The organism is Streptomyces sp. NPDC045026, assembly GCF_056432625.1.
Map to the genome: position 1 here is coordinate 144,129 of NZ_JBWKIS010000020.1, position 26,369 is coordinate 170,497.

The following is a 26,369-nucleotide window of genomic DNA, read 5'->3' on the forward strand; positions in this document are numbered from 1 at the left end:
CTATCCGGGCGGCGTCGGCAGTTCCGTGGCCCCTGCACGGTAGACCCGCAGCCGCTCGTACGCGTCGAGCCCGTCCGGCACCCACGGCCACTCTTGGAGCCGCCGCTCCAGTTCCTCGTCGGTGAGGAAAGCGTGCCAGGCGACCTCCTCGGCCTGCGGGTCCACAGGCAGCTCGCAGCGCACCTCGTACAGGTACGACCACCAGGTCCGGCCCGCTCCGCCGTCGTACAGGAACTTGAACAGCGGCTCGGGGCGGGGCAGCCCGCGGACGCCGAGCTCCTCCTCCGCCTCGCGCAGCGCCGCGTCGCCGTAGGACTCGCCGGCGCCTACGACGCCGCCGACGAACATGTCGTACAGCGACGGGAACACCAGCTTCGACGGGGTGCGGCGGTGCACGAAGATCCGGCCGTCGGCGTCCCTGGCCTGGATGAACACGCACCGGTGGCGCAGTCCCCGGGCGTAGGCCTCGCCGCGCGGGGCCTGGCCGACCACCCGGTCGTGCTCGTCGACGATGTCGAGGACCTCCGCCGCCGGGTCCGGGGCGTCAGCAGCGGCAGCGGCGTTCGTGGGATCGGTGGGAGGGGTCATGCGCCCATGACACCAGAACCCGGCAGGCCCCGGCGGCTCAGACCCCGGCCCCCGCCCGGTTCCCCTCCCGAGGACCCGTGGTCGGCATCGCCGGGTGCATCCCCAGCAGCACGATCCCCGACACGATCGCCGTGAGCCCGGTCGCCTGCCAGGCGAGCGCCCCGGCGTCCGTGCGCAGTTGGTCGCCCATGAAACCGACCCCGCACGCGATGCCCGCCAGCGGCTGCGCCGCCGTCAGTGCGGGCAGCGACATCCGCAGCGGCGCCATCTCGAAGGCGCTCTGCACGAGGATCAGGCCCGTGACACCGAGCACCAGGACTCCGTACGGCTGCCAGCTGGTGAGCAACCCGGACCAGCCGCCCGACGAGAACAGTTGCCCGCTCATCCGCGTCAGCGCGTCCTGCACCCCGTAGAGGAGCCCGGCCGCCACGCCGAGGAGGACCGGGGCCGAACTCATCCGTGACTTCTTCGCGTACGCCGTGAGCAGCAGTGCGCCGCCCACCATCACGCCGATGATCACCCAGCGCCGCAGCGGGTCGGTGATCGCGTCCCCGCTGCGTGGCTCGCCCGCCACGATGAAGGCCGTCACCCCGCCCGCGAGCAGGGCCAGGCCCGACCAGCCCTGTTTGCCGAGCGACTGGCGGGTCTGGTGGCGCGAGAGGGCGAGCGCGAACAGGAGATTGGTCGCGAGCAGTGGCTCGACGAGGGAGATCTCCCCGTTGCCCAGCGCGATCGCGCCGAGCACCATGCCGCACACCATGAAACCTATGCCGAACAGCCAGCGCGGCACCCGTACGAGGTCGAGGAGCAGGCGCGGCGACAGGAAGTCGCTCAGCGGGGCGTGCTGCGCCGCGTTCTGCTGGAGCACGAATCCGATGCCGAGACAGAAGGCCGCGGAGACGGCGAGGACGAATACGAGAACCGACACGCTGCGCACCTCGAGAATGCAGGTATCAAGATCAGCCATGGGCGGGGCGTTGCACGGGTATATCGCCGACGATAGCGCCCCGCGGCACGCACTGCCCCGCGAGTGACCCGGTCGGCGAGGTTGACGCCGTCCACCCCTGTACCCAAGATCTGACCCACCGGTAACTTTCGAGAGGGACGGATCCCAATGACGTCGTACGACGCGGACGTGATCGTGATCGGGGCGGGCCTCGCCGGGCTCGCGGCGGTGGCGGAACTCGTGGACGCGGGCCGCAAGGTGATCCTGCTGGACCAGGAGCCGGAGCAGTCCATCGGCGGCCAGGCGCACTGGTCCTTCGGCGGGCTCTTCTTCGTCGACTCGCCCGAGCAGCGCCGCCTGCGGATCAAGGACAGTCACGCGCTCGCACTCCAGGACTGGATGGGCACCGCCGGCTTCGACCGTGCCGAGGACCACTGGCCGCGCAAGTGGGCCGAGGCCTACGTCGACTTCGCCGCGGGCGAGAAGCGGTCCTGGCTGCACCAGCAGGGCGTCCGGTTCTTCCCCGTGGTCGGCTGGGCCGAGCGAGGCGGATACGACGCGAACGGGCACGGGAACTCGGTGCCCCGCTTCCACATCACCTGGGGGACCGGCCCCGGCCTCGTCGCCCCCTTCGAGCGCCGGGTCAGGGAAGGCGTGGCGCGCGGTCTGGTCCAGCTGAAGTTCCGGCACCGGGTCACCGGCCTGTCCCGCAGCGCCGGCGCCGTCGACACCGTCAGCGGCGAGATCCTCGAACCGTCGTCCATCGAGCGCGGCCAGGGCAGCAGCCGTACGGTCACGGGCTCCTTCGAGCTCAAGGCGCAGGCGGTGATCGTCACCTCCGGCGGCATCGGCGGAAACCACGACCTGGTCCGCGCCAACTGGCCCGAGCGCCTCGGCACCCCGCCCGAGAAGATGCTTTCCGGCGTGCCCGCGCACGTCGACGGCCTGATGCTCGGGATAACGGAGGACGCGGGCGCGCACCTCATCAACCGCGACCGCATGTGGCACTACACCGAGGGCATCGAGAACTGGAACCCCATCTGGGACAAGCACGGCATCCGCATCCTGCCGGGCCCGTCCTCGCTCTGGCTCGACGCGCGCGGCGAGCGCCTGCCGGTGCCGCTCTTCCCCGGATTCGACACCCTCGGCACGCTCGACCACATCATGAAGACCGGGTACGGCTACACGTGGTTCGTGCTCAACCAGCGCATCATCGGCAAGGAATTCACCCTCAGCGGCTCCGAGCAGAACCCCGACCTGACGGGTAAGTCGGTACGCGGTGTCATCGACCGGGCCCGCGCCGACGTGCCGGCGCCCGTCAAGGCCTTCATGGACAACGGCGCCGACTTCGTCGTCGAGAAGGACCTCCCCGCCCTGGTGCGCGGCATGAACGCCCTCGCCGAGAAGTCGGGGGGCCCGCTGATCGACGAGGCCGACCTGCGCAGCACCCTCGTCGCCCGCGACCGCGAGATCGCCAACCCCTTCACCAAGGACCTCCAGGTGACCGCCATCCGCGGCACCCGCAAGTTCCTCGGCGACCGCCTCATCCGCACCGCGGCGCCGCACCGCATCCTCGACCCGAAGGCGGGCCCGCTGGTCGCGGTGCGCCTCAACATCCTCACCCGCAAGTCACTCGGGGGACTTGAGACCGACCTGTCCTCGCGCGTCCTGACGGAGGGCGGCGAGCCGCTGCCGGGTGTGTACGCGGCGGGGGAGGCGGCCGGGTTCGGCGGCGGCGGAGTACACGGCTACCGCTCCCTCGAAGGGACCTTCCTCGGCGGCTGCCTCTTCTCGGGACGCACGGCCGGCCGCGCCGCGGCCGCCGCGACCGGCTGAATCTCGCCTTGACAGCACCCCGGACGCTTCTTTGCAGTCCGGGGTGCTGTCTCGTGTCACCAGCTCAACAGCCCAGGTGAGAAAGGGAATTGGTGGATCGCGAGGGCGAACTCGGAGGATTGTGAAACGAGTTGGTGAAGGTCGCCCCTTGGTCTGCCCTTGACTCGGAGCACCCGGTACCGCTTTGCTGTGCGTGATCACCTCAAGTAAGCCGCGTCGTAGAGGATTTCCTGCGGTGCCCCCACCCCCGCCACCACTCGGGCGTGCCCGCAAGCGGGCCGCTGCCCCGTTCGACTCCGCGCTCGACGACAGCGGCCTCGTGGCCGCCCGCGCGGCCCTCGCTCAGGGGCGCTGGACCGAGGTCAGGGAACTGATCTCGGCCACCGGCGACGACTGGGACCGCCGCGGCCACCGCATCGTCGTCCTCGCCGAGGAACCCACCACCACCGCCTGGGTCAGGGACTGGCGGCTCGCCGAACCCGAGTCGGCCGACGCCGCCGTCCTGCTCGCCCTTGCCGCCGTGCAGCGCGCCCGGACCGGCAGGACGCGACCCGAAAAGGCCCGCGACGCCTGCCGCGAGGCCGCGGCCCTCGCACCCGCCGACCCCACGCCCTGGCTCGGACTCCTGCTCCTGGAACGGGACATGGGCCGCGAGGAAGACGTCGTCCGCCTCTTCGACGAGATCCGCCACCGCCACCCCGAGCACCACCACGCCCACCACCTGATGGTCGCCCGGCTCGCCGAACGCCGCCCCGACGCGGGCCAGGACCCGCTCCACGAGGTCTACGACTTCGCGTCCTGGGCCGCCGAACAGGCCGGCCCCGGATCACCGCTGGCCGTCCTGCCCGTCGTCGCGCACGCCGAGCGCTACCGCGTCCTCGCCGCAGCCGGCAGCGAACCGCCCGACGCCAAGGCGTCCGGACACTGGACGGGCCGCCGCGCCCGACTCGTGATGAAGACCGCCTTCGACTGGTGGCTCGAGTGGGGCGGTCCCGAGCGCCCCGCCCATCCGCGCGGTCGCGTCGACCTGAACTTCCTCGCCCACGCCAAGTCCTGCGAGGGCAGGCCCGCGGAGGCCGCCGCCCTGTTCCACCGCATCGGCCGGCACGCCACCGCGGCCCCCTGGTCGTACCCGGACCGTGATCCGCACGAAGCGTTCAGCGCCGCGCGCCGCGCCGCGCTGGGCACGGCCTAGGACGCCCCCGGACATCCACAGACATCCGCGGACATCCCCAGCACCCGCACCAGCAGCGCTCATCCACAGCCACAGGGAAGGGACAACCCCGCCATGATGACGGGCAGTTCGAGCACGAGCGACACGGCACGACCCCCCGCGTCCGGCGCGGGGATCAGCACGTTCAAGGGACAGGAGAGCGCCCTGCGCGCCGGCCGTCTCGGCACGGCGGGCCTGCTGCTCTCCGTGCTGGCCGCGACGGGCCCGCTCATGGTGGTCGCCGGCGTCATGCCCACCACGTTCGCCGTGATGGGCGTTGTCGGGCAGCCGCTGCTCTTCCTCATCCTGGGCGTCGTCCTCGCCCTGTTCAGTGTCGGCTACGCCGAGATGAGCCGCCACGTCCACAACGCCGGCGCCTTCTACGCGTACATATCCCGCGGCCTCGGCCCGACGGCGGGCGCCGGCGCCGCCCTGGTCGCTCTCGTCGCCTACAGCGTTCTGCAGGTCGGCATCTACGGAATGTTCGGCTTCGAGGTGTCCAACCTCCTCGCCACCTACCTCGACCTCAGCATCGCCTGGTGGATCCCGGCGCTGGTCGCCGTGCTCGCCGTCGGCGCGCTCGCCCTGCTGAAGATCGACGTGAACGCGCGCGTGCTCGGCGTACTCCTGCTCGTCGAGGTCGCGCTCGTCGTCGTCTTCGACATCGCGGCGATCGGCGACCCGGCCAAGGAGGGCCTGTCGCTGCACGCCTTCAACCCGGACACCCTCACCGGCGCGGGCGTCGGCACCGCCCTGTGCTTCTGCATCGCCGCCTTCACCGGCTTCGAGCAGGCGCCCGTGTACGCGGAGGAGACCAGCCGCCCGCACGTCCTCGTACCGCGCGTGATGTTCATGGCGGTCGGCTTCGTCGCCGTCTTCTTCGCCATCAGCTCCTGGGCGCTCACCGTCGCCGCGGGACCCTCCGCGATCATCCCGACCGCGCAGAAGCAGAGCGCGGGCCTGATGTTCTTCCTGACGGAGAGCAGGCTCGGCGGCACGTTCACGGACATCGTCCATGTCCTGTTCGTCACCGGCATGTTCGCGGCGCTCCTCAGCTTCCACAACGTCGTCTCGCGCTACGCCTTCGCCATGGGCCGCGAGGGCCTGCTGCCCGCCACCTTCGGCCGCACCAACAGCTCCAGCGGCGCGCCCGGCACCGGCTCCCTGCTCCAGACCGCCCTCTCCCTGGTCATCGTCGTGGCGTTCGCCGTCACCGACGACGGCAAGGCGGGCGACCCCACGGCGCCCGTGCTCAAGCTCTTCACCTGGGGCGGCAACGTCGGCGCCCTCGGCATCATCCTGCTGATGGCCACCGCCTCGCTTGCCGTGATCGTCTTCTTCGTCCGGCGCGGCGCGGCGGGCGCCCAGATCTGGCGCCTGATCGCGTCGGGGATCGCCGGGATCGCGCTGCTCGTCATCGCGTTCTACACGGTCAAGGACTTCGACGTCCTCGTCGGCTCGGGCCCCGGCTCCTCCCTCAACTGGGTGCTGCCCGGCATCATCGCGCTGGCCGCGGTCATCGGCCTCGTCCACGGCGTCGTCCTGCGCGGCAGGAACCCCGAGACGCACGCCCGGATCGGTCTCGGCAACGAGGCGTTCCAGCTGGAGAAGGCGGCCGGCGTGCCCGCCGAGAAGTGACAGAACGCTGACGAACACCCGTGGCCCCTGGTCTCCGGAGGCCACGGGTGCTCGAATCAGTGTGTGAACCCGGAAGAACCCGTACCGCCCGAGCGGGACGAACAGCGCGGAGCGCCCGTCGGCCGCCGCCTCGTCCTCGGCATGCTCGGACTCGGTGCCCTCGGCGTCGCCGCCGCGCCCACCCTCCAGCGCGGCCTCGAATCCTTCCTCGGCAGCGCCGCGGACAAGGACCCCACCGGCCTGACGGACCTCCTGCCGAACGGCGGCGGCTTCCGCTACTACTCGGTGGCCTCGTCCGTCCCGCACAGGTCGGCCGCCGACTACCGCCTCACCGTCGACGGCCTGGTCGACCGGCCCGCCACCTATACGCTCCCCGCGCTGCGGGCCCTCCCGCAGACCCGCCTCGTGCGCGACGTCCAGTGCGTCACCGGGTGGCGCGTGCCGGAAACCCCCTTCGAGGGCGTACGCCTGTCCAGCATCCTCGACGCGGCCGGGGTCCGGCCCTCCGCCAAGGCACTGCGGCTGACCTGCTTCGACGGTACGTACAGCGAGAGCCTCACACTGCCGCAGGCCCGCCGCGCCGACGTACTCGTCGCCCTGCGGATGCAGGACAAGCCCCTCGGCCACACCCATGGCGGACCCGTCCGCCTCTACGTCGGCCCCATGTACTTCTACAAGTCGGCGAAATGGCTGTCCGGTATCACCGTCACCGACCGCGTCGAACCCGGCTACTGGGAAGAGCGCGGCTACGACGTGGACGCGTGGGTCGGCCGCTCGAACGGACGCGACGATGAACCCACCCACTGAACTCCCGGCGCGCGTAAGGCGCTTCACCCGCTCCGAGACCTGGGTCCACCGGTCCATGGCCGCCCTCATGGGCCTGTGCGTCCTGACGGCGGCCTGCCTGTACGTACCCCAGTTCGCGGAGCTCGTCGGCCGCCGCGAACTCGTGGTCAGGCTCCACGAGTGGTCCGGTCTCCTGCTGCCCGCGCCCTACCTCGCCGGCCTCGCGTCCCGCGCCTTCCGTGCCGACCTGCGCCGCCTGAACCGCTTCGTCCCGCACGACCGCACCTGGCTGCGCTCCGCCCTGCGTCGCTCCGGCCCACGGCCCGCGGGCAAGTTCAACGCCGGTCAGAAGCTGTACGCGGGCTGGCTCGGGGGAGCGGTCCTGGTGATGCTCGGCACCGGCCTGCTCATGTGGTTCACCCACCTCACGCCGCTGACCTGGCGCACCGGCAGCACCTTCGTGCACGATTGGCTGTCGCTCGCCCTCGGCATCGTGATCGCCGGGCACATCGCGAAGGCCTGGGCGGACCCCGAGGCGCGGCTCGGGATGCGGACCGGGTTCGTGGGGAGGGAGTGGGCCGAGCGCGAGCACGGCGAGTGGCTGCCTTAAAGGCGCCGCGTCACGCGCTCGCGCCGAAGTCCAGCAGGACCTTGCACGCCCGCGCGCGGTCCGCGGCCAGCACGAACGCCGACTCCGCTTCCGCCACCGGGACCACCGCGCTGATCAGCTCCGCGAGCCCCGGCCGCTCGGCGAGCAGGCGCAGCGCGTCGTCGAACTCCGTGTGGAAGCGGAACGCCCCGCGCAGCTCGATCTCCCGGCTGACCACGAGGTTCCCCGCGAACGGGCTCTGTCCCGGCGGCAGCATCCCGAGCTGTACGACCACACCGCCGCGCCGCACATGGCGCAGGCAGCTGTCGAGCCCGGCGGCCACCCCCGACGCCTCGACGGCCGCGTGGGCCTCGTCGGGCCAGCCCTTGTCGGCCGGGTCGTCCGCGTGTACGAGGGTGTCGGCACCGGCGAGTTGCGCGTACCGGAGAGCTTGGGGGAGGAGGTCGGTGGCGGTCACGTGCGCCGCTCCGGCGGCCTTGGCCGCGGCGACGACGAGGCAGCCGATGGGGCCCGCGCCGGTCACGAGCACGTGCTTGCCCGCGACCGGTCCGGCCCGGCGCACCGCGTGCAGCGCCACCGCGAGGGGCTCGGCGAGGGCGGCCCGGTCGAGCGGAAGCCCGGCGGGCACGGCCCTCAACTGGGCGGCGGGGACGGCGATCCGCGCGGCGAAACCGCCCTGGACGTGCGGGGTGCGGGCGGCGCTGCCGAGGTAGCGGGTGTCGCGGCACACATTGCGCCGCCGGTCCGCGCACTCGGGGCAGGTCCCGCAGGGGGTGGCGGGGTGCACGGCGACGGCCGTGCCCGGCGCGGGGCCGGTGGCTCCGTCGCCGTACGAGATGACCGTGCCCACGACCTCGTGGCCGAGCAGCATGGGTTCCTGGAGCCGGAAGTCGCCGACGCCGCCGTGGCGCCAGTAGTGCAGGTCAGAGCCGCACACCCCGCCGTAGCGGACGGCTACGAGCGCCTGGCCCGGACCCGGTTCGGGGGAGGGCAGTTCGTCGACGCGCAGATCTCCCGCGCCGTGGATCACGCAGCCCAGCATCAGGTCTCCTCCAGCTGTGCGGTCTTCTAGAGAACGCTCGTCATGCCGCCGTCGACGTACAGGATCTGCCCGCTGACGAAGTCGGACGCGGGCGAGGCCAGGAACAGCGTGCCGCCGACGAGGTCGTCGGTGCGGCCCCAGCGGCCGGCGGGGGTCCTGCGGCGGACCCAGGCGCTGAACTCCTCGTCGCGGACGAGCGGCGCGGTCAGCTCGGTCTCGATGTAGCCGGGGCCGAGCCCGTTGACCTGGACTCCGGACGGTCCCCAGTCGGCGCACATGCCCTTGGTGAGCATCTTCAGGGCGCCCTTGGTGGCGGCGTAGGGCGCGATGCCGGGCCGCACGACCTCGCTCTGCAGCGAGCAGATGTTGATGATCTTTCCGTGGCCGCGTTCGACCATGCCGCGGGCCGCCTCACGGCCCACCAGGAACGCGCTCGTCAGATTGGTGTCGATCACCCGGTGCCAGTCGGCGTCGGTGAACTCCAGGAGCGGGGCGCGCAGTTGCATGCCCGCGTTGTTGACGAGGATGTCGAGCGGACCCACCCTCTCCTCGATCCCGGCGACTCCGGCGGCCACGGAGGGTCCGTCCGTGACGTCGAACGCCGCGGTGTGGACCGGGCCGAGGCCCGAGAGTTCCGAGGCCGCTGCCTTGAGCGCGGCCTCGTCGCGTCCGTTGAGGACGACGGTCGCGCCGGCCTCCAGGAGGCCGCGGGCCAGGGCGAACCCGATCCCGCGGCTGGAACCGGTCACCAGGGCGGTCCGGCCGCTGATGTCGAAGAGGGGGTGGGTCATCACTCGGTTACTCCAGTCACTCCACAGAGGGAGCCAGTTCATTAGGCCTCCCGCCGGCCGACTGAGGCCGCCAGGTGGCTGAGGCCGCTAGATGACCAGTGACAGCAGCAGGACCAGGCCACCGGCGACGACCGAGATGATCGTCTCCATGACGGACCAGGTCTTGATGGTCTGCCCGACGTTCAGGCCGAAGTATTCCTTCACCAGCCAGAAGCCCGCGTCGTTCACATGGCTGAAGAAGAGCGAGCCGGCGCCGATCGCGAGGACCAGCAGGGCCGTGTGCGCGGTCGACATGTCGGCCGCGAGCGGCGCCACGAGGCCGGCCGCCGAGATGGTCGCGACGGTGGCGGAGCCCGTGGCGAGGCGGATGACGACCGCGATCAGCCAGGCGAGCAGCAGGGCCGGGATCGACCAGTCCTTGGAGATGTCGAGGATCATCTGGCCCACGCCGGAGTCGACGAGGGTCTGCTTGAAGCCGCCGCCCGCGCCGACGATGAGGAGGACGCCCGCGATCGGGGCGAGCGACTTCTCGACGGTGGAGGACAGCTGGTCCTTGGTGAAGCCGGCCGCGCGGCCCATGGTGAACATGGCCACGATCACGGCGGCGAGCAGGGCGATCAGCGGCGAGCCGATGACGTCGAAGACGCGCTGCACGGTGTGCTCGGGATTGTCCACGACGATGTCGACGAGCGCCTTGGCGAGCATCAGGACGACGGGGAGCAGGATCGTGGCGACAGCGGCGCGGAAGCTCGGACGCTTCTCCAGGTCGTCGGAGGCCCGTCCCGGGACCATCTTGTCCGGGGCCTGGACGTCCACCCAGCGGGCGGCGACCTTGGAGAACAGCGGACCCGCGATGATCACCGTCGGGATGGCGACGAGGACACCCAGGGCCAGCGTGACGCCGAGGTTGGCGCCGACCGCGTCGATCGCGACGAGCGGGCCGGGGTGCGGCGGGATCAGACCGTGCATGACCGACAGGCCGGCGAGGGCCGGGATGCCGATGCGCATCAGCGAGTAGTTGCCGCGCTTGGCGACCATCAGGACGACCGGGATCAGCAGCACGATGCCGACCTCGAAGAACAGCGGCAGACCGATCACCGAGGCGATCAGGACCATCGCCCACGGCATGGCGCGCCCGCCAGCCTTGGCGAGGATCGTGTCGACGATCTGGTCGGCGCCGCCGGAGTCGGCGAGCAGCCTGCCCAGGATCGCGCCGAGCGCGATCAGTACACCCACACCGGCCACCGTGGAACCCAGGCCCGCGGTGAAGCTGACGATGGTCTTGTCGAGCGGGGCGCCCGCGAAGGCTCCGAGGGCCAGAGAACCGATGGTCAGCGCCAGGAAGGCGTGGACCCGGAACTTCGTGATGAGCAGAACGATGACAGCGATGCCCGCGAGGACGGCGATCCCCAGCTGGGCGTGGCCCGCCGAGGTGATCGGTTCGACGGCATCCGCTGCCAGCGTCTCGACGCTGAGACTGGTCACGGTTTTTCCTTGGTGTGGGTGGAGACTTCTGGGACTACTTCAGCGCCTGGCGCTGAGGGGACGGAGGCTGTCCCTCGAGGTCGGCGAGGGCCGCGACGGCCCGCTCCGTGATCTCCTCGGGGCTGCCCGACACATCGACGTCGACGCCCGCCTCGTCCGCCGCGAGCGGCTGGAGCGTGGCGAACTGCGAGTCCAGCAGGGCCGTGGGCATGAAGTGGCCCTGGCGGTGCGACATCCGGTCCTCGATGAGGGTGCGGTCGCCCGTGAGGTGGACGAACACGACTCCGGGGGCCTCGGCCCTGAGCCGGTCGCGATAGCTCCGCTTGAGGGCGGAGCTGCTGACGACGCCGCCGAGTCCCGCCCGCCCGTGCGCCCAGGCGCCGATGGCGTCGAGCCACGGCCACCGGTCGTCGTCCGTCAGGGGGGTGCCGGCCGACATCTTGGCGATGTTCGCCGGCGGGTGGAAGTCGTCGCCCTCGGCGTACGGGACGCCGAGCCTGTCTGCGAGCAGGGGGCCGATCGTGGTCTTGCCGGTCCCTGCCACGCCCATGACTACGACGACGTGGGGGGTGCGTCGTGCGTTCATCGCGTCCTCGCTGTCTTCTTCGACATCGCTGTGTCACGCCACTGAAACTCAAATGGTCGGACAAATTCAAGAGACTGTGACATAAAAGTCTGACTTTTTATTCCCCTGGCCCGCCTCGTACGCTGACGTCATGACCACACAGGGCCGGGGGCTGCACGCCCACGTACTGGAGAACCTCGGCCCCGCCATCACCGCGGGGGAGTACCCACCGGGCAGCGTGCTGCGCACCGACGAACTGGCCCAGCGCTACGAGGTGTCGCGTTCGGTGATGCGGGAGGCCGTAAGGGTGCTCGAGTCGATGCACCTCGTGGAGTCCCGGCGCCGGGTCGGCGTGACCGTACGGCCCACGCAGGAGTGGAACGTCTACGACCCACAGGTCATCCGCTGGCGCCTGGCCGGCGCCGACCGGCCGCGCCAGCTGCGCTCCCTCACGGTGCTGCGTTCCGCGGTCGAGCCGGTCGCGGCCGGACTCGCGGCCACGCATGCCACGCCCGAGCAGTGCGCGGCGCTCACCGAGTGCGCGCTGGGCATGGTCGCCACGTCACGCGGCCATCAGCTGGAGGCGTACCTCGTCCACGACATCGAATTCCACCGGGTCGTCCTGAACGCGTCGGGCAACGAGATGTTCGCCCGCCTCGGTGACGTGGTCGCAGAGGTCCTCGCGGGCCGCACGCACCACCAGGTGATGTTCGAGGACCCGGACCCGGCGGCCGTGTCGCTCCATGTGCACGTCGCCGAGGCCGTCCGCGAGGGGGACGCGATCCGCGCGGAGGCACTCACGCGCGAGATCGCGGTGGGCGCGCTCCAGGAACTGGACATCCTCGCGCCCTGATCGCAGGGCCGGCTCCTACTCGATGAAGTCGCCGTCCACGTACACCCAGGCGCCGTCGAGCCTTATGAACCTGCTGCGCTCGTGCAGCGAGCCGGGCCGTCCGCCGTCGGTGTAGCCGGCCCGGAACGTCACGGTGCCGGTGCTGTGGAAGGCCGACCCCTCGCTCGTGCCCAGGATCTCCAGGCCGGTCCACTTCGTGCCCGGCTCGAAGGTGATGACCGTCGGCCGGGTGGCCGGGTGCCAGGTCCGCAGCAGATACGCGGCGTCCTTGACGGCGAAGGCGCAGTAGCGGGAGCGCATCAGGGCCTCGGCGGTGGGCGCGTTCGCCCCTCCGGAGTGGTAGCGGCCGCAGCAGGCGTCGTACGGGGAGGGGAGCCCGCAGGGGCAGGTGGGGGCGGGGCGTGACATGCGGACGATTCAATCAGCTCCGCCGTCGATCACCCGGCCCACCCCACCGGCGCGCTGGCTCACCGCAGTTCCAGGACGCGCACGCCGTACGGGTCCAGGGTGACGTCCGTGACGGGCTCGCCCGTTCCCGCGTCGTGCAGGGTCCCGGCCGCCTGCGGGCGCACCGTCACCTCCTGCCCGGACTGGCTCACCAGCCACACGAACCGCCGCCCGTCCTCGTGGACCAGCACATCGGCCGACACGTACGGGCTCCCGACCGTCACGGGCCGTGCCACCCCGGCGACCTCGGCGAGCGCCGCGTACAGCCGGTGCGTCTGCTCCGGGTTGACGTGCGCCGTGCGGGCGGCCATGTGCTCCAGCGGATACGTCGCCAGTACGGTGCGGCCGAGGCCGGTCGCCCGCGACAGGAGTGCCGGGCGGCCGTGCGCGTCCACGGCGACGACCTCCGCCTCGCGCGCCTCGACCGGCAGGTACGCCCGGCTGTCCTCGTTGCCCGCGACCGGGAAGCGCAGGGTCTCACCGGCCCTGATGCCCCCGAAGTCCTTCGTGAACGTCATCTCCAGGGCGTCGTCCTCGATCGGCTCCGCCACGCCGTACGACAGCTGCATCTCGACCCCGAACAGCCCGTCCAGGTCGTCGAACCACGGCCCGCGCGTGCCGGGGTGCTCGCCCGAGCAGAACGACAGGTAGACCGTCGCTCCCTCGGCGGCCCGCCGTTCCAGGGCGCGCCGGGTCCGCGTCGTCAACTGCCGTGTCGCGGGCAGGAGATAGAGCGACGCGTCCTCGCTGATCCCGTCCGCCTCCCGGGTGAGGCCCACGGCCAGGTCGGCGGCGCGCGCCGCGACGTACCCCTGGTGGAGCGAGGTGAAGATGAGCGGGCGGTCGGCGGGGCGGCTGTACGGGTAGCCGCGCTCCAGGAACGCGGGCACGACCAGCGCGGCCCCGGCGTCCGAGCGGCGGCAGCGCGCGAAGTCGACCCGCTCCAACACCTCGGCGAACGCGGCGAGTTCGACGAGCGGGGCCTTCGGGGTGCCCGTGCTGTCCGTGATGCCGAAGTGCATCTCGAAGGGGTGGTGGTCGTAGGGGGACCGGTCCCACAGGTCGTCGTAGTCCGTGTTGTTCCAGGCGACCCAGCCCGTCGCGCCGCCCAGCAGCGAGTTGTGCAGCGTCTGGCGGTAGTACACGCCCGCGTTCTCGGCGGAGACCGTGTCCGTCGACAGGCCGAACTCCTCCAGGACCACCGGCTGCCCGGTGACGGCCGCGAGCTCGCACTCGAAGGCGGCCCGGTAGTGCTGGCGCGGCCGGTCCGTGTCGGAGCGGTAGACGTGCGGGCCCACGAAGTCGACGTACTCGGCGGTGTCCCGCAGCGAGAAACCGTTGTCGCGGCCCGTCACCTCGATGCCCCACGCGCCGTCGCCCAGGGACACGGGCTGGGTGCCGCCGGCCGCGCGCACCGCGTTGCACATGGCCTGCGCCCACGCCGTGACGACGTCACTGGAGGGCGGGTCGACCTGGTAGATCCGCCCGTAGCCCGGCATCTCGTTGGTGATCAGCCAGCCCGTGACCGCCGGGTGGTCCTTGAAGCGGCGCGTCATCTGCGACGCGAACCACGCCTGGCGGCCGACCATCCACACGTCCTCGTACAGGTCGCGGCCGCCGCGCCAGGCCGGATCCCAGTTCTCACCGGACATGTGCCCGACGATGAACGTCGGCACCGTCCCCATGCCCGACTCGGTGTGCGCGTCGAGGAAGTCACGGAAGCGCTCGCACAACTCCTCGTCGATGCGGTGCGGTTCGGGGTGGAAGTCGGGCCAGTAGAAGAACGAGCGGGTCATGTTCAGGCCGTGCGCCCGCAGCACCTCCAGCTCCTCGCGCACCACCTTCGGGTCGTAGTCGCGCCACATCAGGGGCCCGCCGGTGCGGGACCAGAAGTTGGCGCCGAGCCAGGGCAGGACGGCGGAGTCGTGGGTGAGGTGGGCGCTGTGGCGTCGCATGGTGGTACCTAGCTCCGTTGGAATGCGGGATTTTTCAGGGGGTTGCGGGGCCGGTCGACTCGCGGACGACCAGGTGCGGGCGCCCTTCGAGCGGTGTCTCGGGGACGTCCTCGCCGCACCGGGCGAGCAGCACGCGCGCGGCGGCCGCGCCGACCCGCTGCACCTGCTGGTCGACGGTCGTCAGGCGCGGGTGCAGCCAGCTGCCGAGCGGCAGGTTGTCGTAGCCGACGACGGACAGGTCGTCCGGCACGCGCAGGCCGGCGCGCTGGGCGGTGCCGATGCCGCACACGGCCATCGAGTCGTTGGCGTACACGATCGCGGTGGGCCGCTCGGCGCGCCCGATGAGCTCCTCGGTCGCGGCGACGGCGGCGGCTTCCGAGAAGTCGGTGCTCAGGACGGCGAGGGGACGGAGCCCGGCGAGGTCGAGCGTCTCCTCGAAGACGGTGCGGCGCAGCCGGGTGTGCTGGAGCTCGGCGGGACCGCAGACGTACGCGATGCGCCGGTGGCCGAGTCCGAGCAGGTGGTCGACCGCCTCGTGGACGCCCGACCCCTGATTGCCGAGCCCGACGGTCGGCACGGTGGCCTCCGGGTCGGGCGCGCCGAGCAGCACCGACGGAAGCCTGAGGCGGCGCAGCAGGGCCGGGCGCGGGTCGTCGGCCCGCGCGTCGGTGAGGACGGCCCCGTCGACCCGGCCCTCCGCGGCGAGCCGCTCGTACAGGGCGCTCTCCTCGTCGACACCGGCGACGAGATGCAGGAGAAGTCCGTAGCCGCGCGGCGCCAACTCGCCCTCTATGCCGGTGATCAGCTCACTGAAGTGCGGGTCGGCCCCGAGCACGTCGGTGGGCCTGCGCACGACGAGCGCGAGCGTACGGGTACGGGCACTGCGCAGCGCCGCCGCCGACGCGCTCGGCGACCAGCCGAGCTCCGCCGCCGCGTCGAGGATCCGCCGCCGCGTCGGCTCGGCGAGGCGCCCCTTGTCGTTGAACGCCTGCGACACCGCCGCCGTCGACACACCTGCCGCGGCCGCCACCGCCTTGATGGTCGGCCGGTTTCCGGTTCGGGCCTTGCTCACATCTTCACCGCCCCACTGACGAGTGCCTGCTGCATCCGCTTCTGGAGCACCGTATAGACGACCCACACGGGTACGAGGGTGAGGACGGTCCCCGCGGTCAGGACGCCGTAGTCCGTGCCGGTGATGGACTTCAGGGTGGGCAGCGCCACCTGGACCGTGCGCTGCGCGGGGTCCGGTCCGATGATCACGAGCGAGTACAGGTACTCGTTCCAGAACGTCAGGAAGTTCAGGAGCAGCACCGTCGCGATGCCGGGCAGGCACATCGGCGTGTACACGTGCCGGAGCACCGCGAAGGTCGAGGCGCCGTCCATGCGGGCCGCCTCCTCCATCTCCCGGGGGATGGTCCGCATGAACTGGACCAGGATCACCACCGAGAGCGGCAGCGCCGTGGCCGGCAGGAACAGGATCATGAACGTGCGGGTGTGGAACAGGCCGGTGGCCGCGGCGAGCAGGAACGTCGGGAAGAGCGCCGCGAACGTCGGGATCAGGAACCCCAGCGAGAAGACGGCCTCGACCACCGAGGCGAGCCGGCCCGTCGAGCGTGCCAGCGCGAACGCCGCCGGTATCGCGAGCGCCAGCGTCAAGACGAGCGAGAACACCGTCACCAGAGCCGAGTTGACGACGGCGAGCCCGAGGTCGGCGCTGTGGAAGGCGGTGCTGAAGTTGCCGAGGCCGAACGACGACGGCAGCGCGAACGGGTCGGCGAAGATCTCCTCGTTCGTCTTGAACGCCGAGGCGACGAAGTAGTACAGCGGCACGACGAGCAGCACCGCGTAGAGCCAGACGAGTATGTGGGCGGGCAGCCAGGACCTGCCGAGGCGGCTGTGCTTGACGGACTTCATGGCGACGGCTCCGATCAGTGGTTCTGGCGGAACGCGCGCCGGATGGCGAGCAGTCCGACGAGCCCGGCGAGGAAGAGGACGACCCCGACGGTCTGGCTGTAGCCGAGGTCGGCCGCGATGAACGCCTTCTGGTAGACGAGGAAGGACAGCGTCGTCGACGAGCTGCCCGGACCTCCCTGCGTCAGCAGCAGCACATGCTGCGCCGAGCCGAACAGCGTCCACAGGAACTGGAGCATCGTCACGACGCCCACATAGTCCTTGATCACCGGGAAGTGGATGCGCCACATGGTCCGCCAGTGCCCGGCCCCGTCGAGCTGTGCCGCCTCGCCCAGCTCGTCCGGCACACTGCCGAGCCGCGCCGCGAACAGCACCGCGGTGAAGCCGATCCCCGCCCAGATGTCCAGCGCGATCAGACAGGCGAGGGCGGTGGACGGCGAGGCGAGCCACGCGTCGGCGACAGAACCGAGACCGACCGCCTTCAGGCCGCCGTTGACCAGGCCGTCGGGGGAGAGGGCTGCGTAGAAGACCATGGCCTTCGCCGGGGTCGAGATCAGCCCGGGGATGAACAGGAGATAGCGGATGACCTTGTGGCCGGGCGGCTTCTGCGCGACGTAGTAGCCCAGCATGTACGCGCACACCACCATCACCGGGATGGCGACGACGAGTTGGATCGCCGTGTTGCTCACCGCGTCCCAGAACACCGGGTCGTCGAAGACCGTGCGTACGTTGTCGAACCCGGCGAACGACACCGGCTGCAGCATGCCCGGCCAGTGCAGGGCCGCCACCACGAAGATGGCGACCAGCGGGCCGACCATGAACACGAGGTACCAGACGAGCGCGGGCAGCGCGAGGATCGTGCCGCCCTGGCGGCGCGGGCGCCGGGCGGTGTCCGGGGAGGACGGGGTGGGGCGGCGGACCGCGGTCTCGCCCGCTGTCGACGTCATCGTCGTCATGAGCAACTCCCTTACCGGTGAGGAGAGATGGGGGCGGGCGGTCAGACGCCGCGGTACGCGGCCTCGAGCACCGAGCGGACCTGGGCCGCGCTCGTGCCGCGCGTGAAGGACGTACTCGTCGCCGTGATCAGCGGCTGCGTCGCGGCCGGCGGGACGAAGAGGTCGGGCAGCAGCACCTGGCCCACCTCGCCGCCGAGCCGCTGCGCGGCCGCGACCAGCGGAAAGTCCGAGCTGACCGTGTCGGACCGCAGCGCCATGTCGCGCCCGGCCTCCTTGATGAACCGCGAGACGGTGTCCGGGCGGTACATGAACCGAAGGAACTTCTCGACGGCGTCGATCTTCTTCGTGCCGTTCGGGCTGACCCAGAAGCCGATCAGCGTGTACGTGCGCAGGATCGTCGGCTTGTCGTGCGCCGCGCCCGGCGCAAGCGGCCAGCCGCCCACGTCCGTGTGGCGCGCCACCGGCTCCGGCACCTTCGCGAGCGCCGACGACATCGCCGACTGCATCGCCGCGGCCTGCGTGTTGAACTGCGTCGTCATCGAGTCCGAGGTGAGGCCCTGCGCCTTGTCGGCGAACACCCCCGCGTCGCGCAGCTCCACGAAGTAGTCGATGCCCTGCCGTGCGCCCCGGCCGCCGAAGTCCCCGGTCGCGTAGACGTGCCGGGCCTCGTCCTCGGTCAGGAACGTCTGGATGATCTGCGCGAGCAGCTTCTGCCCGGTCCAGTCATTGCCGCCGACCGTGACGGGCGCGAGGCCCTTCCTGCGCAACTTCCGTGCGGCCGCGACGAGTTGGTCCCCGGTGGCGGGGATCTCGCCGACCCCCGCCCTGTCGAGGAGCGCCCGGTTGTAGGCGACCGGCCAGTTGGTGGCGAAGTAGGGGAACGCCCGCAGCCGTCCCTTGCTGTCGGTCCAGGCGTCGAGGGCCACCGGCAGCACCCGCTCGCGCAGCCCCCAGTCGTCCAGGTAGCCCTTCACGTCCACGGCGGCCCCGACCTCGGTCCAGGCCAGCGTCTTGTCGTAGAGGTTCACCATGACGACGTCCGGCTCCTTGCGGGCCAGTCGCGAGGTCTCGTAGACCTGCGCGAGGTCGTCGCCGTTGACGAGGTTGCGCACCTTGAGGCCGGTCTCCTCACGGAACCGGTCCAGGGCCGAGAGGTAGGTGGGGGAGCCGGGGGCCGTGGTGCCGAGCTGGCTGTGCACCACGAGCGTGTCGGGGTCGTCGTCGGCGGCGGCGAGGGCGGAGCAGCCGGACAGGGCGGAGGCGGCGGCGAGTGCGCCACCGGCGGCGAGGAATCCGCGCCGACTCATCGTCGAGGGCACAGGGGGCACAGCGGTATGTCTCCAACCGAGAGTGGTTAATCGATATACCTGCGGGAGGTGCGAGCAACGTAAGGGGCGGTGGGGGAACGGTCAACCCCCCGTTGCGCAGGGTGAAATGGGGCCGCCGCGGGCGCGTGTGTATCCGGGGAAACGTAGGCGCATCCCGTAAAAAAGGGACTTATCAGACCTGTTCGGCCCGGAATGCCGCCGGCGTCACGCCCGCGTGCTGCTGGAAGAACTTGGAGAAGTTCGCCGAGTCCGCGATGCCGACCGCCACGCCGATCCGGCCCACCGGCAGGTCCGTGTGGGCGAGTAGGCGCTTGGCCTCCAGGATCACCCGGCGGTCGATGAACGCCTTGGGGGTCTGGCCGGTCGCCGCCCGCACCGCGCGGACGAGGGTGCGCCGGGAGTAGCCGAGCTCGTCGGCGTACGCGCTCACGCTGTGGTTCGTGGTGAAGCCCTGCTCGACCGCCATGCGGAAGCGGCTGAACGTCGTGTCCGGCTGCGGTCTGCACTCGTCCGCCGCCGCCTGCGCCGACACGTGGGCCACCCGCAGCATGAACGCCGTCAGGGAGTGCCGCAGTACCGACGTGTGCAGGCTGAGCGGGAGCGTCGCCGTGTCCAGGTACTCGCGCTTCAACTGCTCCAACGAGGCGTCCAGTGCGGCGATTTGGGCCTCGTCGGGGTGGAGCAGGGGCGGCCGGTCGTAGCGGTACAGGCCCGTCGCCTCGACGATCGCGCGCGGCAGGAAGCCGGGCTGCATGGTGAGTGCCGTGCCGACGTAGCGCTCGCTCGTCGAGAAGCCGTGCACCTGGCCGGGGCGGATCCACAGGATGTCGCCGGCGCCGACCTCGTACTCCGTGAAGTCGATCATGTGGTGGACCGGGCCCTCGCGGAAGAAGAGCAGGACGTGGAAGTCGATCCGGTGCACGCGGCGCGACAGGCCGATGCCACCCGCCCAGGGGCCCTCCGTGCCCATCGGGCCGATCTGTATCCCGACCCCGGACACGCTGGCGCTCGGGTCGAAGGGATACGTACGGATGTGCTCCGCGGCTCCCATATGTGCGCTCGGATGTGCGCCACCCTGCTCCGTCATCCACTTTCCTTGACTCAAACCGGCTCGGCCTCTTACGGGTGTCCCATTTTCACCGAACGCTGGCACGGGCGCACCTGCCGCGCCAAAAGTATGACCTTTAGATTCGTAGGTAGTTCGACCAGGGCTTTCGGTCCTGTCGGGCGGTGCCTTTCGGTACCTCGGATGCCACACGGATGCGAAGGAAGTCGTACAGATGAGCACGCAGACACCGGACGCCCTCGGCCCCTTCGAGTGGAGTGACCTCGACCGGCGTGCCGTCGACACCGCGCGCCTGCTCGCGGCCGACGCCGTGCAGCAGGTCGGCAACGGCCACCCGGGCACGGCGATGAGCCTGGCCCCCGCCGCGTACACCCTCTTCCAGAAGGTCATGCGCCACGACCCGGCCGACCCCGAGTGGACCGGACGCGACCGCTTCGTCCTCTCCCCGGGCCACACCAGCCTCACCCTCTACACCCAGCTCTTCCTGTCCGGCTACGAGCTGGAGCTCGACGACCTGAAGGCGTTCCGCACCCACGGCTCGAAGACCCCGGGCCACCCCGAGTACGGCCACACCGCCGGTGTCGAGACGACGACCGGCCCGCTCGGCCAGGGCGTCGCCAACGCCGTCGGCATGGCCATGGCGGCCCGCTACGAGCGCGGCCTCTTCGACCCCGAGGCCCCCGAGGGCGAGTCCCCCTTCGACCACACCATCTGGGCGATCGTCTCCGACGGCGACCTGGAGGAGGGCATCTCCGCCGAGGCCTCCTCCCTCGCCGGCCACCAGAAGCTCGGCAACCTCGTCTTCGTCTACGACGACAACCACATCTCCATCGAGGGCGACACCGCCACCGCCTTCTCCGAGGACGTCCTCAAGCGCTACGAGGCCTACGGCTGGCACGTCCAGCGCATCGAGCCCAAGGCCGACGGCGACACCGACGTGCACGCCCTGTACGAGGCCCTGGCCGCGGCCAAGGCCGAGACCGGCCGACCCTCCATCATCGCGATGCGCACGATCATCGCCTGGCCCGCCCCGAACGCGCAGAACACCGAGGCCTCCCACGGCTCCGCGCTCGGCGCCGAGGAGATCGCCGCCACCAAGCGCGTCCTCGGCTTCGACCCGGAGCAGACCTTCGAGGTCGCCGACGACGTCATCGCCCACACCCGCGGGGCCCTCGACCGCGGCGCCGACGCGCACGCCGAGTGGGACAAGCGCCTCGGCGAGTGGCGCACGGCCGAGCCCGAGCGCTCCGCCCTGCTCGACCGCATCGTCGCCGGCCGCCTCCCCGAGGGCTGGGAGCAGGCGCTCCCGACCTTCGACGAGGGCACGAAGGTCGCGACGCGTGCCGCGTCCGGCAAGGTCCTCCAGGCGCTCGGCCCGGTCATCCCGGAGCTGTGGGGCGGCTCGGCCGACCTCGCGGGCTCGAACAACACGACCATCGACAAGGGCAGTTCGTTCCTGCCCAAGGGCAACCCGCTGCCGGAGGCCGACCCGTACGGCCGCACGATCCACTTCGGCATCCGCGAGCACTCGATGGCCGCCGAGATGAACGGCATCGCGCTGCACGGCAACACCCGCATCTACGGCGGCACGTTCCTCGTCTTCTCGGACTACATGCGCAACGCCGTCCGCCTCTCCGCGCTGATGCAGCTCCCCGTGACGTACGTGTGGACCCACGACTCCATCGGCCTGGGCGAGGACGGCCCCACGCACCAGCCCGTCGAGCACCTCGCCTCCCTGCGCGCCATCCCGGGCCTGAACATCGTCCGCCCGGCCGACGCCAACGAGACCGCCGTCGCCTGGCGCGAGATCCTGCGCCGCGGCACCACCAAGCCCGCCCCGCACGGCCTCGCCCTGACCCGCCAGGGCGTGCCCACCTACGAGCTCAACGAGCAGGCGGCGAAGGGCGGTTACGTCCTGCGCGAGTCCTCCACCGCGACGCCCGACCTGATCCTGATCGCGACCGGCTCCGAGGTGCACCTCGCCGTGGCCGCCCGCGAGCAGCTGGAGGCCGAGGGGATCGGCACGCGCGTCGTGTCGATGCCGTCCGTCGAGTGGTTCGAGGAGCAGGCGCGGGACTACAAGGACAGCGTCCTGCCGTCGTCCGTCAAGGCGCGCGTCGCCGTCGAGGCCGGCATCGGCCTGACCTGGTACCGCTACGTCGGCGATGCCGGCCGCATCGTCTCCCTGGAGCACTTCGGCGCCTCCGCCGACGCCGGCACGCTCTTCGCCGAGTACGGCTTCACCGCCGACAACATCGCCGCCACGGCGCGCGAGTCCCTCACCGCCGCCCGCGCCTGACCCATAGGCACCCGTACGCACCCGTACACCCGAAGGAAGATGAAGAACATGAGCAACGCCGACTCCACCGTCAAGCCCCTCAAGTCCCTTGCCGGCGAAGGCGTTTCCATCTGGCTGGACGACCTGTCCCGCAAGCGCATCGAGTCCGGCAACCTCGCCGAACTCATCGAGAACAGCCACGTCGTGGGCGTCACGACGAACCCCTCGATCTTCCAGGCGGCCATCGGCTCCGGTGAGGGTTACGAGGAGCAGCTCGCCGACCTCGCCACGCGCGGCGTCACCGTCGACGAGGCGGTCCGCATGATGACCACCGCCGACGTCCGCGCCGCCGCCGACATCCTGCGCCCCGTGTACGACGCGACGCAGGGCCGCGACGGCCGCGTCTCCATCGAGGTCGACCCGCGCCTGGCCCACAACACCGAGGCCACGATCGCCGAGGCCAAGCAGCTCGCCTGGCTGGTCGACCGCCCGAACGTCATGATCAAGATCCCGGCGACGAAGGCGGGCCTCCCGGCCATCACCGAGGTCATCGGCCTCGGCATCAGTGTCAACGTCACCCTGATCTTCTCCCTCGACCGCTACAAGGCCGTCATGGACGCCTACCTCGCGGGCCTGGAGAAGGCGCAGGCCGCGGGCATCGACCTGGCGGGCATCCACTCCGTCGCCTCCTTCTTCGTCTCGCGCGTCGACGCCGAGATCGACAAGCGCCTCGACCAGATCGGCAGCGACGAAGCCAAGTCCCTCAAGGGCAAGGCCGCCCTCGCCAACGCCCGTCTCGCGTACGAGGCGTACGAAGAGGTCTTCGCCTCCGAGCGCGCGAGCAAGCTGGAGACCGCCGGCGCCAACAAGCAGCGCCCGCTGTGGGCCTCCACCGGCGTCAAGGACCCCGCGTACAAGGACACCCTGTACGTCGACGAGCTCGTCGCCCCGGGCACGGTCAACACCATGCCCGAGGCCACCCTGAAGGCCACCGCCGACCACGGCGAGATCACCGGCGACACGGTGACGGGCGGCTACGAGCAGGCCCGCGCCGACCTCAAGGCCGTCGACGCGCTCGGCATCTCCTACGACGAGGTCGTGCAGCAGCTGGAGGACGAGGGCGTCGCCAAGTTCGACGTGGCGTGGAACGACCTGCTCGGCACGGTCGCCGGCCGCCTCGCCGACAAGGAGGCGCAGGCCAAGTGAGCACCACTGCTTGGCAGAACCCGCTGAGGGACCCCCGCGACCGCCGCCTGCCGCGCATCGCGGGCCCCTCCGGCCTCGTCATCTTCGGCGTCACCGGCGACCTGTCCCGCAAGAAGCTGATGCCGGCGGTCTACGACCTCGCCAACCGCGGGCTGCTGCCGCCGGGCTTCTCGCTCGTCGGCTTCGCCCGCCGCGAGTGGGAGGACCAGGACTTCGCCCAGGTCGTCCACGACGCGGTGCGCGAGCACTCCCGCACCGAGTTCCGCGAGGAGGTCTGGCAGCAGCTCGTCGAAGGCATGCGCTTCATCCCCGGCGACTTCGACGACGACACGGCGTTCAAGCAGCTGCGCGAGGCCGTCGACGACCTCGACGAGAAGCGCGGCACCAGCGGCAACTACGCCTTCTACCTCTCCGTGCCGCCCAAGTTCTTCCCGCAGGTCGTGCAGCAGCTCAAGAAGCACGGCCTCGCCGACGGACCCGAGGGCTCCTGGCGCCGCGCCGTCATCGAGAAGCCGTTCGGCCACGACCTGGCCAGCGCCCGCGAACTCAACGCGATCGTGCACGACGTCTTCGACTCCGACCAGGTCTTCCGCATCGACCACTACCTCGGCAAGGAGACCGTCCAGAACATCCTGGCCCTCCGCTTCGCCAACCAGATGTACGAACCCATCTGGAACCGGAGTTACGTCGACCACGTGCAGATCACGATGGCCGAGGACATCGGCATCGGCGGCCGCGCCGGCTACTACGACGGCATCGGCGCCGCCCGTGACGTCATCCAGAACCACCTCCTCCAGCTCATGGCGCTGACCGCCATGGAGGAACCGGCCTCCTTCGACGCGGAATCGCTCCTCACCGAGAAGCTCAAGGTCCTCAAGTCGGTGCGGCTGCCCGAGAACCTCGGCGAGCACACCGTCCGCGCCCAGTACGCGGCCGGCTGGCAGGGCGGCGAGAAGGTCCCCGGCTACCTCCAGGAAGACGGCATCGACCCCAAGTCGAAGACCGACACCTACGCGGCCATCAAGCTGTCGGTCGACAACCGCCGCTGGGCGGGCGTCCCCTTCTACCTGCGCACCGGCAAGCGCCTCGGCCGCCGCGTCACCGAGATCGCCGTCGTCTTCCAGCGCGCCCCGCACTCCCCGTTCGACTCCACCGCCACGGAGGAACTCGGCCAGAACGCGATCGTCATCCGCGTCCAGCCCGACGAGGGCATGACCGTACGCTTCGGCTCGAAGGTCCCGGGTACGTCGATGGAGATCAGGGACGTGTCGATGGACTTCGCCTACGGCGAGTCCTTCACCGAGTCCAGCCCGGAGGCCTACGAACGGCTCATCCTGGACGTCCTGCTCGGCGACGCCAACCTCTTCCCCCGCACGGAGGAGGTGGAGGAGTCCTGGAAGATCCTCGACCCGATCGAGGGCCACTGGGACGCCCACGGCCGGCCCGCGCAGTACGCCTCGGGAAGCTGGGGCCCGAAGGAAGCGGACGAGATGCTCGCACGAGACGGACGGAGCTGGCGCAGGCCATGAAGATCGACCTCACCGACACGACGGCAAGCAAGGTCAACAAGGCCTTGGTGGAAGGCCGCAGGGCGATTGGCACCCCGGCCGTGGGCATGGTCCTCACGATGGTCATCGTGACCGACGAGGAGAACGCCTACGACTCCATCAAGGCCGCGGAGGAGGCCTCGCGCGAGCACCCCTCGCGCACCCTCGTCGTGATCAAGCGGCACGCCCGCTCGCCCCGCGACCGCCAGGGCAACCGCCTCGACGCCGAGGTCAGGGTCGGCGCGGACGCCGGTACCGGCGAGACCGTCCTGCTGCGCCTGTACGGCGAGGTCGGCCAGCACGCCGACTCCGTCGTCCTGCCACTGATGCTCCCGGACGCGCCCGTCGTCGTCTGGTGGCCCGTCGACGCCCCCGAGGTTCCCGCCAAGGACCCCCTGGGAGCGCTCGCCCAGCGCCGCATCACCGACACGTACGCCGTCGAGGACCCGCTGTCCGCGCTGGCCGCCCGCGCGGCCTCGTACGCCCCCGGCGACACCGATCTGGCCTGGACCCGCCTCACCCCGTGGCGCTCCATGCTCGCCGCCGCCCTCGACCAGGCCGGCGCCGAGATCACCTCGGCGGCCGTCGAGAGCGAGGCCGAGAACCCCAGCGCCGAGCTGCTAGCCCGCTGGCTGGGCGTCCGCCTCGGCGTGCCCGTCGAGCGCGTCACCACTGAGGGCCCGGTCGTCACCGCCGTCCGCCTCGGCACGGCGGGCGGCGAGATCCGCATCGACCGCCCCGACGGGCCCCTCGCGCAGCTCACCCTGCCCGGCCAGCCGCAGCGCACCCTGGCCCTCAAGGTCCGCACCACCTCCGAGCTGATCGCCGAAGAACTCCGCCGCCTCGACGCGGACGAGATGTACGCCATCGCCTTGCGCGGCGACGGCACCAAGGAGCGCGTTCAACATGCCTGACACCACCCCGCACCTCACGGTCCGCCCCCAGTGGACGGCCCTGTCGGACCACCGCGCGAAGCAGCGCCAGGTCCACCTGCGGGATCTGTTCGCCACCGACCCGGACCGCGCCGGGCGCTACACCGTCCAGGTCGGCGATCTGCACATCGACTACTCCAAGCACCTGATCACGGACGAGACGCTCGCCCTGCTCCAGGAACTGGCCACCGCCACCGACGTGTTCGGGCAGCGGGACGCCATGTTCCGTGGCGAGAAGATCAACACGACGGAGGACCGGGCTGTTCTGCACGCGGCGCTGCGGGCTCCGCGGGGTGCGGTGATCGAGGTCGACGGCGTCGATGTCGTCCCGCAGGTGCATGCGGTCCTGGACAAGATGGCCGTCTTCGCGGACAAGGTCCGTTCGGGCGA

General features: G+C 71.0%; 23 protein-coding genes and 1 pseudogene. 11 read left to right on the forward strand and 13 right to left on the reverse strand.

Going from position 1 to position 26,369, the window contains the following annotated elements; all coding sequences use genetic code 11:
• Both AC07EJ_RS32485 and AC07EJ_RS32490 read right to left on the reverse strand, forming a co-directional pair.
• A complete protein-coding gene (locus AC07EJ_RS32485) occupies window positions 1-588 on the reverse strand; it encodes an NUDIX hydrolase (protein ID WP_393587270.1) in 588 nt (195 codons plus the stop codon).
• A gap of 37 nt (window positions 589-625) precedes the next feature.
• A complete protein-coding gene (locus tag AC07EJ_RS32490; RefSeq protein ID WP_389483690.1) occupies window positions 626-1,516 on the reverse strand; it encodes a DMT family transporter in 891 nt (296 codons plus the stop codon).
• Between the two features lie 186 nt (window positions 1,517-1,702).
• On the opposite strand from AC07EJ_RS32490, the gene AC07EJ_RS32495 reads away from it, so the two are divergent.
• The 5 genes from AC07EJ_RS32495 to AC07EJ_RS32515 all read left to right on the forward strand — a co-directional run bounded on the left by AC07EJ_RS32495 (window position 1,703) and on the right by AC07EJ_RS32515 (window position 7,617).
• Window positions 1,703-3,370: an FAD-binding dehydrogenase gene (locus AC07EJ_RS32495; protein ID WP_389483688.1), complete on the forward strand. Its 1,668-nt coding sequence runs from the start codon at window positions 1,703-1,705 to the stop codon at window positions 3,368-3,370.
• A gap of 235 nt (window positions 3,371-3,605) precedes the next feature.
• The gene (locus tag AC07EJ_RS32500; RefSeq protein ID WP_393587268.1) at window positions 3,606-4,565 is read left to right on the forward strand and encodes a hypothetical protein; all 960 of its coding nucleotides are present in this window, start codon (window positions 3,606-3,608) and stop codon (window positions 4,563-4,565) included.
• 93 nt (window positions 4,566-4,658) lie between these two features.
• A complete protein-coding gene (locus AC07EJ_RS32505; RefSeq protein WP_478885619.1) occupies window positions 4,659-6,221 on the forward strand; it encodes an APC family permease in 1,563 nt (520 codons plus the stop codon).
• Between the two features lie 141 nt (window positions 6,222-6,362).
• Window positions 6,363-7,028: a molybdopterin-dependent oxidoreductase gene (locus AC07EJ_RS32510; protein WP_478885627.1), complete on the forward strand. Its 666-nt coding sequence runs from the start codon at window positions 6,363-6,365 to the stop codon at window positions 7,026-7,028.
• The gene (locus AC07EJ_RS32515; protein ID WP_389483681.1) at window positions 7,012-7,617 is read left to right on the forward strand and encodes a cytochrome b/b6 domain-containing protein; all 606 of its coding nucleotides are present in this window, start codon (window positions 7,012-7,014) and stop codon (window positions 7,615-7,617) included. Before AC07EJ_RS32510 ends, AC07EJ_RS32515 begins: the two co-directional genes overlap by 17 nt.
• Before the next feature lie 10 nt (window positions 7,618-7,627).
• Here the strand turns inward: AC07EJ_RS32515 and AC07EJ_RS32520 are convergent, their stop codons facing one another.
• From AC07EJ_RS32520 to AC07EJ_RS32535, 4 genes are all read right to left on the reverse strand, one after another.
• A complete protein-coding gene (locus AC07EJ_RS32520) occupies window positions 7,628-8,659 on the reverse strand; it encodes an L-idonate 5-dehydrogenase (protein ID WP_478885620.1) in 1,032 nt (343 codons plus the stop codon).
• 26 nt (window positions 8,660-8,685) lie between these two features.
• On the reverse strand, window positions 8,686-9,453 hold the full coding sequence (locus AC07EJ_RS32525; RefSeq protein ID WP_478885621.1) for an SDR family oxidoreductase: 768 nt from the start codon (window positions 9,451-9,453) through the stop codon (window positions 8,686-8,688).
• A gap of 84 nt (window positions 9,454-9,537) precedes the next feature.
• Window positions 9,538-10,935: a GntT/GntP/DsdX family permease gene (locus tag AC07EJ_RS32530; protein WP_389483674.1), complete on the reverse strand. Its 1,398-nt coding sequence runs from the start codon at window positions 10,933-10,935 to the stop codon at window positions 9,538-9,540.
• A gap of 34 nt (window positions 10,936-10,969) precedes the next feature.
• Complete coding sequence (locus AC07EJ_RS32535; protein ID WP_478885622.1) at window positions 10,970-11,521, reverse strand: gluconokinase; 552 nt, start codon at window positions 11,519-11,521, stop codon at window positions 10,970-10,972.
• A gap of 130 nt (window positions 11,522-11,651) precedes the next feature.
• Here AC07EJ_RS32535 and AC07EJ_RS32540 point away from each other — a divergent pair, with 130 nt between their 5' ends.
• Window positions 11,652-12,353, forward strand: a complete 702-nt coding sequence (locus AC07EJ_RS32540) for a FadR/GntR family transcriptional regulator (protein WP_389483669.1) — start codon at window positions 11,652-11,654, stop codon at window positions 12,351-12,353.
• 15 nt (window positions 12,354-12,368) lie between these two features.
• Here the strand turns inward: AC07EJ_RS32540 and AC07EJ_RS32545 are convergent, their stop codons facing one another.
• The 7 genes from AC07EJ_RS32545 to AC07EJ_RS32575 all read right to left on the reverse strand — a co-directional run bounded on the left by AC07EJ_RS32545 (window position 12,369) and on the right by AC07EJ_RS32575 (window position 20,037).
• Window positions 12,369-12,761 (reverse strand): YchJ family protein, encoded by a 393-nt coding sequence (locus AC07EJ_RS32545; protein WP_389483667.1) that lies wholly within the window; start codon window positions 12,759-12,761, stop codon window positions 12,369-12,371.
• Window positions 12,762-12,820: 59 nt separating this feature from the next.
• Window positions 12,821-14,755: a glycoside hydrolase 5 family protein gene (locus AC07EJ_RS32550; protein ID WP_478885623.1), complete on the reverse strand. Its 1,935-nt coding sequence runs from the start codon at window positions 14,753-14,755 to the stop codon at window positions 12,821-12,823.
• Window positions 14,756-14,789: 34 nt separating this feature from the next.
• Window positions 14,790-15,827: a LacI family DNA-binding transcriptional regulator gene (locus AC07EJ_RS32555; protein ID WP_389483662.1), complete on the reverse strand. Its 1,038-nt coding sequence runs from the start codon at window positions 15,825-15,827 to the stop codon at window positions 14,790-14,792.
• On the reverse strand, window positions 15,824-16,669 hold the full coding sequence (locus AC07EJ_RS32560; protein ID WP_389483660.1) for a carbohydrate ABC transporter permease: 846 nt from the start codon (window positions 16,667-16,669) through the stop codon (window positions 15,824-15,826). The genes AC07EJ_RS32555 and AC07EJ_RS32560 overlap by 4 nt, the downstream gene beginning before the upstream one ends.
• 14 nt (window positions 16,670-16,683) lie before the next feature.
• Complete coding sequence (locus AC07EJ_RS32565; RefSeq protein WP_389483658.1) at window positions 16,684-17,622, reverse strand: carbohydrate ABC transporter permease; 939 nt, start codon at window positions 17,620-17,622, stop codon at window positions 16,684-16,686.
• Window positions 17,623-17,663: 41 nt separating this feature from the next.
• Window positions 17,664-18,941, reverse strand: a complete 1,278-nt coding sequence (locus AC07EJ_RS32570) for an ABC transporter substrate-binding protein (protein WP_389483764.1) — start codon at window positions 18,939-18,941, stop codon at window positions 17,664-17,666.
• 181 nt (window positions 18,942-19,122) lie between these two features.
• Entirely contained in the window at window positions 19,123-20,037 is a 915-nt protein-coding gene (locus AC07EJ_RS32575; RefSeq protein WP_478885624.1) for a helix-turn-helix transcriptional regulator, read from the reverse strand.
• Between the two features lie 193 nt (window positions 20,038-20,230).
• On the opposite strand from AC07EJ_RS32575, the gene tkt reads away from it, so the two are divergent.
• The 5 genes and pseudogenes from tkt to AC07EJ_RS32600 all read left to right on the forward strand — a co-directional run.
• Window positions 20,231-22,315: a transketolase gene (gene tkt, locus AC07EJ_RS32580; protein ID WP_389483653.1), complete on the forward strand. Its 2,085-nt coding sequence runs from the start codon at window positions 20,231-20,233 to the stop codon at window positions 22,313-22,315.
• A gap of 48 nt (window positions 22,316-22,363) precedes the next feature.
• Complete coding sequence (tal, locus tag AC07EJ_RS32585) at window positions 22,364-23,500, forward strand: transaldolase (RefSeq protein ID WP_393587247.1); 1,137 nt, start codon at window positions 22,364-22,366, stop codon at window positions 23,498-23,500.
• Window positions 23,497-25,029, forward strand: coding sequence for a glucose-6-phosphate dehydrogenase (zwf, locus tag AC07EJ_RS32590; protein WP_389483648.1), 1,533 nt, complete (start codon window positions 23,497-23,499; stop codon window positions 25,027-25,029). The genes tal and zwf overlap by 4 nt, the downstream gene beginning before the upstream one ends.
• Window positions 25,026-25,961 carry a glucose-6-phosphate dehydrogenase assembly protein OpcA gene (gene opcA / locus AC07EJ_RS32595; protein WP_389483645.1) on the forward strand — a complete coding sequence of 312 codons (936 nt, stop codon included), beginning with the start codon at window positions 25,026-25,028 and terminating at the stop codon, window positions 25,959-25,961. Before zwf ends, opcA begins: the two co-directional genes overlap by 4 nt.
• A pseudogene (locus tag AC07EJ_RS32600) lies at window positions 25,954-26,369 on the forward strand (glucose-6-phosphate isomerase); the annotation flags it as partial. The gene opcA and the pseudogene AC07EJ_RS32600, both read left to right, overlap by 8 nt.